The sequence below is a fragment of the Pedobacter polysacchareus genome (genome assembly GCF_019802255.1).
Classification (GTDB): domain Bacteria; phylum Bacteroidota; class Bacteroidia; order Sphingobacteriales; family Sphingobacteriaceae; genus Pedobacter; species Pedobacter polysacchareus.
Genome location: NZ_JAHYSS010000007.1, coordinates 313,552 through 327,955 on the forward strand (window position 1 = coordinate 313,552; position 14,404 = coordinate 327,955).

At 41.1% G+C, this 14,404-nt stretch carries 14 protein-coding genes; 7 read left to right on the top strand and 7 right to left on the bottom strand.

Going from position 1 to position 14,404, the window contains the following annotated elements:
* The first annotated feature begins 54 nt into the window (after positions 1-54).
* Complete coding sequence (gene fmt, locus K7X70_RS21700) at positions 55-963, top strand: methionyl-tRNA formyltransferase (RefSeq protein WP_222539009.1); 909 nt, start codon at positions 55-57, stop codon at positions 961-963.
* Positions 964-981: 18 nt separating this feature from the next.
* On the opposite strand, the gene K7X70_RS21705 is transcribed toward fmt, so the two are convergent.
* Both K7X70_RS21705 and K7X70_RS21710 read right to left on the bottom strand, forming a co-directional pair.
* Positions 982-1,821, bottom strand: a complete 840-nt coding sequence (locus K7X70_RS21705) for an aminotransferase class IV (protein WP_222539010.1) — start codon at positions 1,819-1,821, stop codon at positions 982-984.
* On the bottom strand, positions 1,822-2,853 hold the full coding sequence (locus K7X70_RS21710; RefSeq protein WP_187664920.1) for an RluA family pseudouridine synthase: 1,032 nt from the start codon (positions 2,851-2,853) through the stop codon (positions 1,822-1,824). It abuts the gene before it with no gap.
* A 345-nt stretch (positions 2,854-3,198) separates the two neighbouring features.
* Between K7X70_RS21710 and K7X70_RS21715 the strand changes: the two genes are divergently transcribed.
* Entirely contained in the window at positions 3,199-4,071 is an 873-nt protein-coding gene (locus K7X70_RS21715; RefSeq protein WP_222539011.1) for a 1-aminocyclopropane-1-carboxylate deaminase/D-cysteine desulfhydrase, read from the top strand.
* A gap of 231 nt (positions 4,072-4,302) precedes the next feature.
* On the opposite strand, the gene K7X70_RS21720 is transcribed toward K7X70_RS21715, so the two are convergent.
* The 5 genes from K7X70_RS21720 to ligD form a co-directional block, all read right to left on the bottom strand.
* Positions 4,303-4,980 (bottom strand): DUF6266 family protein, encoded by a 678-nt coding sequence (locus K7X70_RS21720; RefSeq protein WP_222539012.1) that lies wholly within the window; start codon positions 4,978-4,980, stop codon positions 4,303-4,305.
* A 383-nt stretch (positions 4,981-5,363) separates the two neighbouring features.
* Entirely contained in the window at positions 5,364-7,736 is a 2,373-nt protein-coding gene (locus K7X70_RS21725) for an alpha-L-rhamnosidase-related protein (protein WP_222539013.1), read from the bottom strand.
* A gap of 118 nt (positions 7,737-7,854) precedes the next feature.
* Positions 7,855-8,616: a non-homologous end joining protein Ku gene (gene ku, locus K7X70_RS21730; RefSeq protein WP_222539014.1), complete on the bottom strand. Its 762-nt coding sequence runs from the start codon at positions 8,614-8,616 to the stop codon at positions 7,855-7,857.
* Position 8,617: 1 nt separating this feature from the next.
* Complete coding sequence (locus K7X70_RS21735; RefSeq protein WP_222539015.1) at positions 8,618-8,875, bottom strand: hypothetical protein; 258 nt, start codon at positions 8,873-8,875, stop codon at positions 8,618-8,620.
* Between the two features lie 48 nt (positions 8,876-8,923).
* On the bottom strand, positions 8,924-11,674 hold the full coding sequence (ligD, locus tag K7X70_RS21740; RefSeq protein WP_222539016.1) for a DNA ligase D: 2,751 nt from the start codon (positions 11,672-11,674) through the stop codon (positions 8,924-8,926).
* A gap of 295 nt (positions 11,675-11,969) precedes the next feature.
* Here ligD and K7X70_RS21745 point away from each other — a divergent pair, with 295 nt between their 5' ends.
* The 5 genes from K7X70_RS21745 to K7X70_RS21765 all read left to right on the top strand — a co-directional run bounded on the left by K7X70_RS21745 (position 11,970) and on the right by K7X70_RS21765 (position 14,261).
* The gene (locus K7X70_RS21745; protein ID WP_222539017.1) at positions 11,970-12,290 is read left to right on the top strand and encodes an ArsR/SmtB family transcription factor; all 321 of its coding nucleotides are present in this window, start codon (positions 11,970-11,972) and stop codon (positions 12,288-12,290) included.
* A gap of 1 nt (position 12,291) precedes the next feature.
* On the top strand, positions 12,292-12,765 hold the full coding sequence (locus tag K7X70_RS21750; protein WP_222539018.1) for an SRPBCC domain-containing protein: 474 nt from the start codon (positions 12,292-12,294) through the stop codon (positions 12,763-12,765).
* Between the two features lie 8 nt (positions 12,766-12,773).
* A complete protein-coding gene (locus tag K7X70_RS21755; RefSeq protein WP_255607552.1) occupies positions 12,774-12,995 on the top strand; it encodes a DoxX family protein in 222 nt (73 codons plus the stop codon).
* A gap of 69 nt (positions 12,996-13,064) precedes the next feature.
* Positions 13,065-13,631, top strand: a complete 567-nt coding sequence (locus tag K7X70_RS21760; protein ID WP_222539019.1) for a DUF4256 domain-containing protein — start codon at positions 13,065-13,067, stop codon at positions 13,629-13,631.
* A gap of 48 nt (positions 13,632-13,679) precedes the next feature.
* A complete protein-coding gene (locus K7X70_RS21765; RefSeq protein WP_222539020.1) occupies positions 13,680-14,261 on the top strand; it encodes a YdeI/OmpD-associated family protein in 582 nt (193 codons plus the stop codon).
* Positions 14,262-14,404 lie beyond the last annotated feature (143 nt).

A 14,404-nucleotide genomic window follows, 5' to 3' on the forward strand; every position in this document is an offset into this window, starting at 1 on the left:
GAATAAAATAAGCCTAAGATTATTTGTTATTTTTGTCCTCTAAAACAATGGACAATGAGATTAGTTTTTATGGGTACGCCCGATTTTGCCGTAGCTTCTTTAAATGCTTTAGTAGAAGCAGGATTTAACGTAGTGGGGGTAGTTACTGCCGCCGACAAACCTGCCGGAAGAGGTCAGAAACTTCAGGAAAGTGCCGTAAAACAATACGCTGTAGCCAAAGGATTAAAAGTATTACAACCTTTAAAGCTGAAAGACCCGGAATTTATTCAGGAATTACAGGCTTTAAAAGCCGATTTACAAGTGGTGGTCGCTTTTCGTATGTTACCAGAAATCGTATGGAATATGCCTGCAAAGGGAACCATTAACCTTCATGCCTCTTTATTGCCGCAATATCGTGGTGCGGCTCCGATCAATCATGCCATTATCAATGGCGAGAAAGAGAGTGGCGTTACTACCTTTTTCCTGAAACATGAAATCGACACAGGCGATACGATCTTCTCTGAGCGCGTTACCATTGGCGAGGATGAAACTGCCGGAGAACTTCATGATCAGCTCATGCACGTAGGCGCAGGCTTGTTGGTAAAGACAGTAAAAGCAATTGAAGAAGGAAATTATACAGAACAACCGCAAGTTCAAAGCGATTCGCTGAAACATGCACCAAAAATATTTAAAGAATTTTGCATGATCAACTGGGATCAGCCTGCAAAGACGGTTTACAATTTGATCCGCGGACTGAGTCCTTATCCTACAGCATTTACCAAACTCGGTGAAAAAACATTGAAAGTATTCAAAGCGGAACTTGAAAATGAAACACCAGATATTCCTGTAGGACAATTCCTGTCAGATGGGAAGACCTATTTAAAATTTGCCGCCAAAGACGGCTATATTAAACTTACAGATCTTCAATATGAAGGCAAAAAGAGAATGACAGTAGAAGAATTTTTAAGGGGAATGCGTTTGTAAACCCCTTACGCTTTCCTTTTACATTTCATTCAAACGCGCACTCAGGTGCTTGGAGATTTCATTAAAATAACGTTTCCTGCCATATCCCATTACCCATCTGATACCTCCGGTTGCATTGGTGATGAAGACTTCTTCAGCCTCTTTCAGCACTTCCGGATTAATCTGAGCCTCGGTTAATGGGATATTGTTGCTTTTAGCCATTCCCATCACTACGCTGCGCATCACGCCGGCAATACAGCCTTCCGACAATGCAGGGGTATAAATCTGCTTATCATACACCACAAAAATATTCGAACTGATGCTTTCACAAAGAAAACCTTGTTGATTTAAAATGAAAGCCTCATCCAGGTTATATTGTTTCTTATACAAACCAGCCATCACAAATAACAGGGAATTGGTGGTTTTATAGTTAGAAAGCTTATTTATAGGTTTGGTGATTTCATCATAAACATCCACAATTAATCCTTTCTTATTGAGTTCATAGGTACTTTGAGGGAGCGCAGTGGCTTCCAGCACATAACCGGATTTATTGCTGTCTGGCGTGTATAAACCAGCGCCAGCTCTGTATACTGACAATCGAAAACGTACATTATCCTTCAGTTTATTCCTTTTACAGAGTTCCGCGGTTTTCTGCTTCAAAAAATATTCATCCATCAGGTCGGCCCCGTCCATCTTTAAAGCCTTCATACCCGCCTTTAAGCGATCAGCATGCAGCTCTGCAAATTTAAGCTTCCCATTGTTCATACGCATAGATTCAAACAGGCCATCACCATATCTGAACGCCCGGTTTTCCACCCCAATCACAGGGTGGTTTGCCGCCACGAACTCGCCATTATGTAAAATATATTCTTGCTGCATTTACGAAGGCTCCACGATATAGTTTCTCCATTTGTTCAATACCGAATCAAAATCAGCTGGCAGAGGTGCCTCAAATTCCATATACTCCTTAGTGGTAGGATGTATGAAACCTAAAGTCTGTGCATGTAAAGCCTGACGAGGGATCATGTTAAAGCAATTCTGTACAAACTGTTTGTATTTATTGAAAGTCGTTCCTTTTACAATTTTATCACCACCATAATTGGCGTCATTAAATAAAGGATGTCCGATGTGCTGCATGTGTGCTCTGATTTGGTGTGTACGGCCAGTTTCCAGCTGACAACTAATTAAGGTTACATAACCTAAACGTTCCAAAACCGAATAATGTGTTACAGACCACTTACCTTTTTCTTCATCATCATAAACATCCATCACAATTCTATTCTTCAAACTACGCCCGATATATCCCGTAACGGTACCATTTTCCTCAATATCACCCCATGCCAATGCGATATATTTACGTGTGATGCTGTGGTCAAAAAACTGTTTCGCCAATTTAGTCATGGTGATTTCGTTTTTGCTGATCAGCAACAGTCCGGAAGTGTCCTTGTCAATACGGTGCACCAGGCCAGGTCTACCTTCATTTCCCGGTAATTGCGGTAAATTTTCAAAATGGTAGGCTAAAGCATTCACTAATGTGCCGGTGTAATTATTAAATCCTGGGTGTACCACCATTCCAGCAGGTTTATTTACCACCAACAAATCATTGTCTTCATAAACAATATCCAATGGGATATTTTCAGGATAAACTTCCGTATCTCTTGGCGGATGAGGGAACACGATAGAAATCTCATCTTCCGGTTTCACCTTGTAACTCGCCTTAACTGTAGCTTTGTTAACCAACACATTTCCAGCCTCAATAGCGTTCTGAATACGGTTACGGGAAGCATTTTCCATACGCCCCATTAAAAACTTATCTACCCTTAATAAGGACTGTCCTTTATCAACAACAATATTAAAATGTTCGTATAAATCCTGCTCTTCTAATTCCTGCACCTCGCTGCTATTTTCCATGAAATCTATGTCTGTTTGTGATTTGGAAAGCCTTCTTTAACTATGGTTCCCTACTGCAAAACTAATCTTTAACAATTACATAATTGAAAAAAAATAATTTGGTCTGCTTTTTGATAACAGGCATAGCAATTACCCGCGGCAAATTTTTACTGTTTTAAACGTGTTTACAAACACAAAACAGCCAATAAACTTGTTATAAACCAGGTTATTAACTTTAACTCCAGTACTATGAAAAACTTTACTCAAAATGTTAAGATCATTCTTAACTTCTTTCCTTACTTGTTAAGAAAGATCTATTTTAAGCCATAACCATTCGCTTAAAAAAAGGCTTATATCTTTGTAAACATGTTTACAGATATCTATAGCCCCGTTCAGCAATTAAAACATCCAATCCTTCAGCAACTCTGGATTAAAAGAGATGATTTGATTGACCCCTATATTTCAGGGAATAAATGGCGTAAACTAAAGTATTTATTATCGAAAGCCCAGACAGAAAATAAGCACCACCTCGTCACTTTTGGTGGTGCTTATTCTAATCATCTGCTCGCAACAGCTGCTGCTGCATCCAGAGCAGGGCTAAAATCTACAGCTTTTGTCCGAGGCGAAACCGTAAAAAATGAAATGTTAATGTTATGCCAGCTTTTTGGGATGACCCTCCAATTTGTAGACAGAACCAGTTATAAAGACAAATACTCCTTGTTTGAACAACATTTTAGCAATGATCCCCATGCCCTTTTCATTGATGAAGGAGGGGCAAGTATGGAGGCTATAACTGGCTGTGCAGAGATCATAGCAGAACTTCCTACCGATATCGACCATATCTTCTGTGCTGCAGGAACCGGAACTACCGCAGCAGGATTGCTGAAAGGGATCCATGATCGAGGCTTAAAAACAACACTTCATGTAGTACCCGCACTGAAAGGAGGCGAATTCATTGGGGAGGAGATTTTCAATTACCTGGGGCACACCAATCAATTGACCTTGCATACAGACTACCATTTTGGAGGATATGCCAAAACGAAACCTGAACTCATAGATTTCATGAAAAACTTTGTGAGCAGTCAGGGCATATTAATTGATCCTGTCTACACTGCTAAAATGATGTATGCCATTGATGACCTTTCCAAAAAAAATCACTTTAGAGAAGAGGAGAAAATTATGGCCATCCATACTGGAGGATTGATGGGTATCCTCGGCATGAAAGACAAATTCCTTTAAATAGGATAAAATCTATTCCTTAAAAGGTCCCAGTCCAGCTTATAAGTTTCTTTATATTAAGCGATGTCTTCCGGCTTGGCCTTTGTTGTAGTTTGCTGGGTTCATTTTCTTATAGATTATATCCTATAATAAATGTTATTTTCCAAATATATAGATATTTGGAAAATAACAAGACAAGTCTACTTTTTTAATAGACTTTGTATTTAAACCTCATGATTAAACTGAAAACGGCTAAATCAAAGGCTGTTGCAGGTAGACTTTACCAGTATACTGGCTGTCTGATACAGACATTCTATCATCAGAGATGAACGCTATGTAAGTTTCGACAAAATCATTCTCCGGATGGATTGCCTTAAATGCAGGCATGCCTTTTAAAGACAGTTCATCTGTCCCAGTCGTTCTTCGGTTTCCACTTAAAACATGAAAACTTTTCCCCCATTCAGGATGATAAGCCAGCATCATCACCTGATCTCTTTTAAAACGAGATTCCATAGCTGGATCTACAGTCCATTCGAATATCAAATTTGATGGCAGATATTCAACTTTCGGCTGAATAGCCTGTGGCAGATTTCCCTTACTCAGCAATACCCGGCTATAATCCAGCTTGAAATCAGGAGCCACTCCAACCAAAGCCTGTCTGGTGTTCCATGAACTGGCTACATTTTGTGCTGTTTTTCCTGTTCCCAATGCCGCGCCCTTATAGCCCACATTGACAAATTCCCTGGTATGGGAAATGAATGCCCTTGCGATCTGAAATCTGCGATTAACCAGCAACTGCCCTGCAGTCCTCGGTTTCTTCGATTTTTTAGGTACATTCCGTACCCAAGGTTTTCCCAACCTAACGTATCCGACAACGCCTCCTACTTTTCCAATAAAAGTGCCAAAAACACCTCCTGTTACACGTCCCATAATTATAATTTAAATGATAAAATAACTACCTAAAAGTAGATGTAATTAAGTTATAAACCATATATAATTCAATTATTTAACTGTATTTTCTTTACTACTCACCTGCTGTTGTTTTACTGGCACAGTATAGAAGAAAAAGAATAGCAAAACAGCAGCAAAACAATATCAAAACAGATAGCGAACTTAACCACAAAATCACCTATGCTATTTAAGGCGAAAAGTCCGATAAAAATCAGCAAAACCACATTTAATATTGGATTAAAATCAAAACAACAGCTTAACTTAAGATTAAACACCTGTCGCTATAAAAACTGATCACCAACAACAAGCAAGAGCGATCTATCAGCAGTCAGATTTTGGAAGAAATTTTAAAATCTAGTTTTTTAGAGTTGAATTACCTGTTTCCCCTCATGGAGCTCTATTTCCATCCCTTCCCAATAAAAAGTACCACTGAGTTTCTCCGGTAATTCGATCTTTCCCTTAATCCCCTTTCCCTGCTGCGTCTTTTGCAGTTCCAGGTAGATCATCCCATTGGGATGCGGCATACTGGCTTTTATCCAGCTCAATGAGCCCAATGCCGGCGCGATATTCACTTTTCTAAACCCTGGTGCCGCAGGCATGATTCCGCAGATGGTGGCTAGAAAATCATAATTCGGACTGGCGCTCCAGGCATGACAATCCGATCTCGTAGGCTCTGGTTTCTCTGCGAAAGTGGTTAAACCCATATCCAGCATATGACGCCAGGGTCCGAGCTGTTCCATATATTGATTGGCCATTCCAGCTCTTTTCATTGCTTGTACGAGGTAAAACCGGTAAAAGAAAGTAACCTGACCAATACCTGAAGTATGGAGTAACTTAGACATCAGGTTTCTGGCAGCGTCCTGCCGCACAGCACCACTTAAAACTGCCCATATTCCGGCATGCTGACTATAAGAAAGTTTTTCTGGCGTATCCGCAATCAAACCTTTCTCCGCATTGAAGCAGCGCTGATAGGTACCGTAATTCAGTTCATTTGCAGCAGCAAATAAAGCCTCAGCATCGTCTTTTTTACCAAAAGCATTAAATAGCGTAGCCGCTTGCTTCATGGTGTAGGCACATTGCAGGGAAATTATCGAAGAATTTCCTTGCTCCGCCCCAGGCGCCACTCCCCAATCGTTAAAATTATCCCAATCTACGAAGTTCCACCATTTCATTGGCCCCAGCATCCCCTTATCTTTTTGAATCCGGTTTTCGTACCAGCTCATGATTTCTGCTATTGCCGGTAGAAACTGTTTTACAAAAGCATCATCTTTTCTATGCATCCAGTAATCATGAACCATGGAGACCCAAAACAAGGAAAAAGTAGGTATAATTTGCAAGCGATTACTCGGATACCTCCCTTGAGTGAGTCCTTCGGGCGTTCTGGAATGGTAAAAATCGGTAATGGCTTTTCGCATTAACCGGTCGTCACCAGAAAGATATAAAGATATCAATGCCTGAATTCTGGAATCTCCGGTATATTGTAATTGTTCATAATAGGGCGTATCATAATACAACTCTCCTGCACAGAGCGCTGCGGTACGCCAGCCTGTTTCCCAGATTTTTTTCAGGGAGGGATCACTGCTTTCGAAACTTGCTTTTAGTGTGAGTGGATACCCTGTGCTTTGGCCGTAGAAATCATGGACTAATAAGGGCTCATCCCTGGTGCTGATCTCCATTTCTACATAACGGTAAGCCCTCCACCACAACGGCCTGAAAAGCCGTTCCTGACCTCCATCGGCAATAAACACATCATAATTGCCCAAAATCACCTTTCCTTCTATCTCGTTCCGGTTTCCCTTTTGACGATCCTGATCGAATAGCGCTTCGGCATAAGTCAACTTTATCTTTGCTCCTTTACCAGCACTCAGCAATAATTCCGGATAAGCCACACAGGCCACCTGATGGTCAAATAACACCTTCAAAGATTGATGTGCGGGTATCAGAAAAGGCATCTTTCCTGATAAAAACCCATCAGGAACTGAGATTCCATTCGTTCTACGGATACTCGGAAACCGGGTCATACTTTCTTTAAACAAAGGAATAGTTCTTGGTGCCATAGTCCATAAATTATCTGTTCCATAGCCGATAGGCACACTATCGCTGATCGGCTTTGCCGCCAGCCATGCCTGGTCATCATAACTGTTTTTCTCCCAGCCCCATGGATATTGCTTTCCATCCACCTGATCTCCGGGTCCAACTACCATATAAGCCTGTAACCGTTCTCTATTGTCCAGCGAAGTGGGAGAATAGGCTTTATTTTGAAGGACCAGCCAGGAAGAGTTTGTATTGACAATCGCCTCTTTTGCGGTGTTTCCCTGCAAAAGAAAGCCAGTCTGATTGGAGATTTGCGCTACAGGCGCAAGTTCTCCCATATTCCATACCAGGGCGGCAATCGTATTTTTCCCCACTTTTAAATAAGGAGCGAGGTCTATTGTTTCAAAATACCAGTTGAATAAATCACCTCTCGCCGGGCCGCTGCACACCGCAGCACCATTGACAAATAAACGGTACCGGTTATCCGCGCTCACCTGCACGATAAAAGAGGCGGGCAGCTGGCTCAACTCAAAGTGCTTGCGAAAATGATAAACACCGTATGCTCTTTGGGCAGCCGCTGGATGTGTAATCCAGTTCGCAGCCCAGGAACCAGTCAATAAGGACGAATTAATCGAAATTTCCTGCCCCTGAGCAATGGAAATGAACATCAGGAACAATGCAGTCAACGTTTTCTTCAACATGAGCCAAGCGTTAAATTTTAATTAAAGGCCGGCCAGCTGTTTTCAGGTAAAACACTGAAGACCTATGGTTTAAAATATATATTTTCGCTTGTACTTGGTGAGATTTTAAGAAAAAAAATCAGGCTCCTTTCAAACTTTCCAGCAATTGCTCATATAAATCGTCGCTGCTTGCTTTTTTAGGTTTCATCTTTTTAACCGTTGCTCTTTTGCCCTGGGCTTTTGCTTTTATGATCTTTAACAACTCTTTTGAATAGTCATTTTTAAAACTGTCGATATTAAAAGGGGCAGCATACTGCTTAATCAAGGCCATTCCTACAGACAATTCTTTGGGCTTGATCACAGGCTCTTCTTTTAACCTGAATTCCCTGGTATCCCTAATTTCTTCCTGAAAACGAATCTTTGTAATGACGATGATCCCATCCATTGGATGAATGACACAAAGATTTTCATGGTTACGCAATACAAAACGTGCAACTCCAGCCTTCTTTGACTTCATCAGCGCCTGTAAAAGCAAAGCATAAGCCTTTTTCCCTTGAGCTTCAGGCTGAGTATAATAGGAAGTTTCATAATACACCGGATTAATATCAACCAGATCAACAAAATTTTCAATTTCTATGACCTTCGTTTTTTCCGGTTTCACCTCTTCAAAATCATGCTCATTCAACACAATATATTGGTCTTTCAGGTAATAGCCTTTCACGATATGATCGAAAGGAACCTCCTTCTGCGTTTTTTCATTTACTCTCTTAAACTTGATATTGGCATGGTCTCTTTCGTCCAGCATATCTAAATCCAGCGTACTGCTTTGTACGCCTGAGAATAATTTCACTGGGATATTTACCAGACCAAATCCGATAGCACCTTTCCAGATAGACCTCATTTTATTCGGGTTTATTTAAATAATACTGATCAATTTGTTCTCCGGCCTGATCCACCAATTCTTTCGCAATCAAACCTTCGGCACACCAAACCCTGCCCTGGGCAGTTTGCTCCGGCCATACCTGCCCAACTGAGGTTTGCTGATCAAACAATTCATATTTTGGCTCTTCCCGATCGGGAATCACTAATAACCTTTCCCATTGCCCTTCTATCAATACCTGAATATCAAAGGGTTCCCATGGTTCTTCTACCTTTCCCATCTTGCTAATTTTCTATTTAAAAAATCAATTAAAAACCGGCTGCTACAATTACTCCAATAACAGGTCTTCGCTTTTATTGTTTTTAATTACAGCCAACAGGTCGATTCCTTTTCCCAAGACCGGGCTGAAGATATCTCCCATTTCATTCGCTCTGCTTACTGCATTAAAAATGGTAAAATCTTTCATTTGCAACCCATTTTTCACCTCCTCCCAATGTAAAGGCATAGACACGGTTGCTCCAGGTTTCGGACGAAGGGAATAGGGTGCTGCAATGGTTGCCTGTGGCCTGTTTTGCAAAAAATCCAGGTACATTTTTCCCCTCCGCTTTGCCACAACCCGCTCCAGACTGGTAAATTTTGGCAACTCCCGGTTCACCAGTGTAACGATGATTCTCGCAAATTCTTTACTCTGTTCATAAGTATATTTATTCGCCATCGGGATATAAATGTGTAAACCAGTAGATCCGCTAGTTTTACAGTAAGAAGGCACTCCCATCCCATCCAATACCTCTTTAGTGACCTGTGCAGCTTCAATTACCTGCTCAAAGGAATTTTTTCCGGGGTCAAGATCTATGATACACCAGGTTGGATGATCCGGTTTATGAATCGTACTGCTCCAGGGATGTAATTCAATACACCCTAAACTCGCCATATATAATAAAGTTGCCTCATCCTTCCCTACTAAAAAATGTTTGTCCGTATCATCCCCTTCCGCATGGTATAAATAAGTCTTTATCCATTCCGGGACTTTTCCTGTCACATCTTTCTGGTAAAAACTCCCTCCGGTAATCCCATTCGGATACCGATTTAAAGATTGCGGCCGGTCCAGCAGATAAGGCAATATAAATGGAGCGATTTGATGGTAATAATTGATCATATCCCGCTTAGTCACCTTTTCTACAGGCCAATATATTTTACTGAGGTTTGTGAATTTTAGGGATTGCCCATTTATTTTTTTTACCTGTGTTTCCTCTTCAGGAGCTAAAAAGGCAGTTTCCTCTGATCCTTTACGGGCTGCTCTGCTCCTAACTTCGCTTTTTTCCTTACCCGTCTTTTTGCTTACATTTTTCTTCGTTGCTTCCATCGTGTTTTTAGATATCACTTTGTCCGTATCCGCTGCCTCCTCCAGCAATACCTCTTCAGGATCTTTGTCGGAGCGCATTCCTTCAAAAGAAGGGTGCCTCATTAACCCATCAGCTGTCATTTCAGCAAAACTGACCTCACAAATCAGCTCTGGCTTTAACCAGGTAGCAACAGCATTTAATGACGCATGGCGAAAAGGGTTGGTTTTATTGACATCAGGCTTGGCCCTAAAAGGGCTTTCCGATACGATTAAGGGTTCAAACTGCGCCAACATTTCTTTTTGAGCTTTTATGCTAAAACCTGTACCTATCTTTCCGGTATAGTTCAACTTTCCTTTTTCAAATACCCCAACCAACAGAGAACTAAAGGGTTTCGGACTGCCTTCATTTCTAGTGTAACCACCAATGACGACCTCTTGTCGATGATTGGCTTTAATCTTTAACCAATCCGACGTACGATTTCCAGTATGGTACTTGCTATCCATTCGTTTTGCCATAATGCCCTCCAGTCCGGCACGCTTAGCTGCCTCTAAAAAATCAATGCCTGAAGTTTGAAAATCTTTACTGAGTAAAATAGGCGATGAAGTAGGAATGAGCGCTGCAAGGATTGCTTTCCGATCTCTTAAGGGTAAATCCCTTAAATCATAACCATCATACCATAGCAAGTCAAAAACATAATACCTTAACGCTCCATCCGCTTCGCCACGCCAATTTTGCAGTGCCCCAAAATTCGCGCTTCCTTTTTCATTTAACACCACCACTTCTCCATCCAGCACCGCGTTGATGCCCCAGGCTTTTAATGCCTCATAAATAGGGTAAAATCTCTCATTATAAGGTTTATCATTCCGGGATTTTAATTCAACATTTCCGCCCTGCATAAAAGCGAGGACGCGATAACCGTCCCATTTAATTTCATAAAGCCAGCCGGGTTCATCAAAAGCCTCCTCTACCAATGTGGCCAGCATCGGCTCCAGCTTAGTAAAAAAAGGAGCTTTAACCCCTTTTTTTACTAAACTGAGCAGTTTTCTTCCGGCAGGTTGGATGCTTCCGGCTTCATTTTTTAAGACTTTCTTTATTTTTTCAGATTTAGGATCTGCAGGTTTATCTTTCGGATGTTTCGTTTTCCCGTATACCCGATCAGGCTGCTTTTCCATTTGTGCAATGCTTTTACTGGAAATCACCGACTTATCCTTTAAAAGTATGTCCTTTGTTTTCGCATACTTATCTTCCAGTTTCATCAGCAGCCAGCTGTTCTCACCTTTCCCATAAGCTTTTATCAGTGCAAAAGCACCTTTCAGCTTTTTGCCACTGAGTATAAATTTGAGTTTTCCGCTGTGTAATTGATGGAGCAGCTGCTTTTCCTGCGTTTTTAAATCTTCAGTTTCCGGCTCAAAAGGCACGTAGGTTCCTTCATCCCATACGATCACGGTTCCACCTCCATACTGGCCTTTAGGAATGATGCCTTCGAAATTCCGGTAATCATAAGGATGATCTTCTACCCTCATCGCCAAACGCTTAATTTCAGGATCGGTAGAGGGGCCTTTTGGAACGGCCCAGCTTTTCAGCACCCCATCCATTTCTAAGCGAAAATCATAATGAAGATGGGAAGCATCATGCTTCTGGATCACAAAACGCAGGCTTTCCCCTGTTCCTTTTCCTCCTTTAGGTTCGGGAGTATCGGTAAATGAACGTTTCTTCTTGTATTCGGTAAGGCTCATCTTCAGTGGTTATTATTTGATTGATCCAACAATTGCTCAGTTAATTTTCTTCCTTCAATAGCCATTCCTATTTTGATTATCATTTCATGCTTCCAGGAACTATAAAACCCAGTTCTACTGGTTACCTTAGAAATAAAAACAAGCAGCCGAGGGAATAGTTTATAAATAATTTCAATCAACAAATAACTATCTACCTGTATGACAAACACATATTCATGAAAAATTGAAATAAAATTCACCAAACTCTTGCGTAGTTAAATAACTACACTTAAATTAGTAGTCAAATAGCTACACGATGAATTTAAGAAGAGATGTATTTCAAGCCATAGCAGATCCAACACGGAGAGCCATATTGGTATTACTGGCCACGCAATCTATGAGTGCCGGGGCGATAGCTGCCAATTTTGACACCGCCAGACCAACAGTTTCAAAGCATCTGCAAATACTCACAGCCTGTGAATTGCTCAAACAGGAGCAAAATGGCAGAGAAATTCACTACCATATTAATCCCGAAAAGATGAAAGAAGTGGCCGACTATATTGAGCCATTCCGCAAAATGTGGGAAGAGCGGTTCAACAAATTGGAAAACATTATGAAAAACTATAAAAACGAATAACATGGAGCAGAAAACCAAAGTTCATGCCGAAGATGGCAAGCAGGAATTAGTCATTACCAGGGAGTTTGATTTACCAGTAGCCTTACTCTTCAAAGCTTATACAGAACCTGAAATTGTGGCGCAATGGATGGGAACGAAAGTGCTGAAGCTGGACCATAAAAAACATGGGAGTTATCGGTTCGAAACCAGCGATGCCTCAGGAAATATAGCATTTCAAGCCAATGGAACGATTCATGAGGTCATTCCAAATGAAAAAATCACGCGGACATTTGAAATGGAGAACAGCCCTTTTGAGGTTCAGCTGGAGTTTTTATCATTTGAAAAACTTTTGGAAGACAAGAGTAAACTGACCATGCACATCGTTTATAAATCAGTCGCAATGAGAGACCAGATGCTAAAAATAGGCTTTGCACCAGGGCTAAATTTCGCACATAACCGATTACAGGAGATCGTTGGATTGCTACGCTGTGGTTAGCGCTGGGCATGGCATCCACCGGAGCGGTACAATTGGGCTATCCCTTATACTTTCTAACCTTATTGGGAATTTGGAAAATTTTGGGTGTAATCACCGTACTTATTCCTAAATTCCCTTTGTTAAAAGAATGGGCATATGCAGTTTTTTCATTGCGATGTCAGGAGCAATATTTTCACAGTTATCATCAGGAAATCCATTGCAGAAAATACTGCCATCCCTGTTATTGCTAATACTCACAGTGGTATCCTGGTACTTTAGACAAGCGGATAGAAAAGTTAATTTAACCTATTTATAAAAGTATGAGCAACCATAAAAAAGAGTTGTCGATCACGCAGCGTGAAGAACTATTGAACCTATTGAGCGTTCGTTTTGAGAAAAACAAGAACCGCCATAAAGGTATAGCATGGGCAAAAGTACAGGCAAAACTGGAAGCCAGTCCGGAAAAACTATGGTCACTTGATGAAATGGAAAACACAGGTGGTGAACCTGATGTAGTGGCCTATGATCCAAAGACAGATGAGTACCTCTTTTTTGATTGTGCTGCTGAAACTCCTAAGGGCCGAAGAAGTCTTTGCTACGATCATGATGCATTAGCGTCAAGAAAGGAAAATAAACCAGAAAACAATGTGATGGATATGGCTGCGGCAATGGGCATTGAGCTTTTAACGGAAGCACAATACCGCGAATTACAGCAGCTCGGGAATTTCGATTTGAAAACTTCGAGCTGGCTGCAAACACCGCCAAACATCAGGGCGCTTGGTGGTGCTATCTTTGGTGATCGCCGCTACGATACCGTTTTTGTGTACCACAATGGCGCACAGTCTTATTATGCCGCAAGAGCATTCCGTGGCTCATTAAGGGTTTAAATCCTACTCCTCTTGTTCATAAATTTACAGCAATAAAGAAAAAACAGCATGAATCCTCAGGTAGATTTTTATTTTAATAAAGCCAATAAATGGTCCGAAGAACTGCTGCAATTGAGAATGATCGCCCTTGATTGCGGTCTCCAGGAAGAATTGAAATGGGGTAGCCCCTGCTACAGTCTCCAGGGGAAAAATATCGTACTGATCCATGTATTTAAAGAATATTGTGCGTTTTTGTTTTTCAAAGGAGCCCTTTTAAACAATGACAATCGCCTGCTCATCCAGCAAACAAAAAATGTACAGGCCGCACGTCAGATCCGTTTTACCAATGTCCTGGAAATCATAACGCAGAAAGCGATCTTAAAAGCTTACATCCATGAAGCGATTGAAGTAGAAAAAGCCGGCTTAAAAGTAGATTTAAAAGAAACTACGGAATTCCCGATCGCGGAAGAGTTCCAGCGTAAATTAACAGAAATACCTGCTTTGAATACGGCATTTAAAGCATTGACTCCTGGAAGGCAGCGCGCCTACCTGCTTTATTTTGCTGCGCCCAAGCAAGCTAAAACCCGGGAGGTAAGAGTAGAAAAGTGTATGCCGGGAATAATGAATGGTAAAGGATTAGAAACCAGGTAAAAAAAGACCAATTCCTCCTGCAAAAATTATTTAATTTTACTAGACCAAAAGTCGATCCATACCAAAATCATACTTTAAACAGTTTAAAGTATGATTTTACCTTTTTGCATCAAAAACCGCCCTGCACTTGTTTCTTTGGCTCA

What these genes read in the sequence shown, in the direction of transcription:
- fmt (WP_222539009.1), top strand. Translation starts at nt 55, where the DNA reads ATGAGATTAGTTTTTATGGGTACGCCCGATTTTGCCGTAGCTTCTTTA.
- K7X70_RS21705 (WP_222539010.1), bottom strand. Translation starts at nt 1,821, where the DNA reads ATGCAGCAAGAATATATTTTACATAATGGCGAGTTCGTGGCGGCAAAC.
- K7X70_RS21710 (WP_187664920.1), bottom strand. Translation starts at nt 2,853, where the DNA reads ATGGAAAATAGCAGCGAGGTGCAGGAATTAGAAGAGCAGGATTTATAC.
- K7X70_RS21715 (WP_222539011.1), top strand. Translation starts at nt 3,199, where the DNA reads ATGTTTACAGATATCTATAGCCCCGTTCAGCAATTAAAACATCCAATC.
- K7X70_RS21720 (WP_222539012.1), bottom strand. Translation starts at nt 4,980, where the DNA reads ATGGGACGTGTAACAGGAGGTGTTTTTGGCACTTTTATTGGAAAAGTA.
- K7X70_RS21725 (WP_222539013.1), bottom strand. Translation starts at nt 7,736, where the DNA reads ATGTTGAAGAAAACGTTGACTGCATTGTTCCTGATGTTCATTTCCATT.
- ku (WP_222539014.1), bottom strand. Translation starts at nt 8,616, where the DNA reads ATGAGGTCTATCTGGAAAGGTGCTATCGGATTTGGTCTGGTAAATATC.
- K7X70_RS21735 (WP_222539015.1), bottom strand. Translation starts at nt 8,875, where the DNA reads ATGGGAAAGGTAGAAGAACCATGGGAACCCTTTGATATTCAGGTATTG.
- ligD (WP_222539016.1), bottom strand. Translation starts at nt 11,674, where the DNA reads ATGAGCCTTACCGAATACAAGAAGAAACGTTCATTTACCGATACTCCC.
- K7X70_RS21745 (WP_222539017.1), top strand. Translation starts at nt 11,970, where the DNA reads ATGAATTTAAGAAGAGATGTATTTCAAGCCATAGCAGATCCAACACGG.
- K7X70_RS21750 (WP_222539018.1), top strand. Translation starts at nt 12,292, where the DNA reads ATGGAGCAGAAAACCAAAGTTCATGCCGAAGATGGCAAGCAGGAATTA.
- K7X70_RS21755 (WP_255607552.1), top strand. Translation starts at nt 12,774, where the DNA reads ATGGCATCCACCGGAGCGGTACAATTGGGCTATCCCTTATACTTTCTA.
- K7X70_RS21760 (WP_222539019.1), top strand. Translation starts at nt 13,065, where the DNA reads ATGAGCAACCATAAAAAAGAGTTGTCGATCACGCAGCGTGAAGAACTA.
- K7X70_RS21765 (WP_222539020.1), top strand. Translation starts at nt 13,680, where the DNA reads ATGAATCCTCAGGTAGATTTTTATTTTAATAAAGCCAATAAATGGTCC.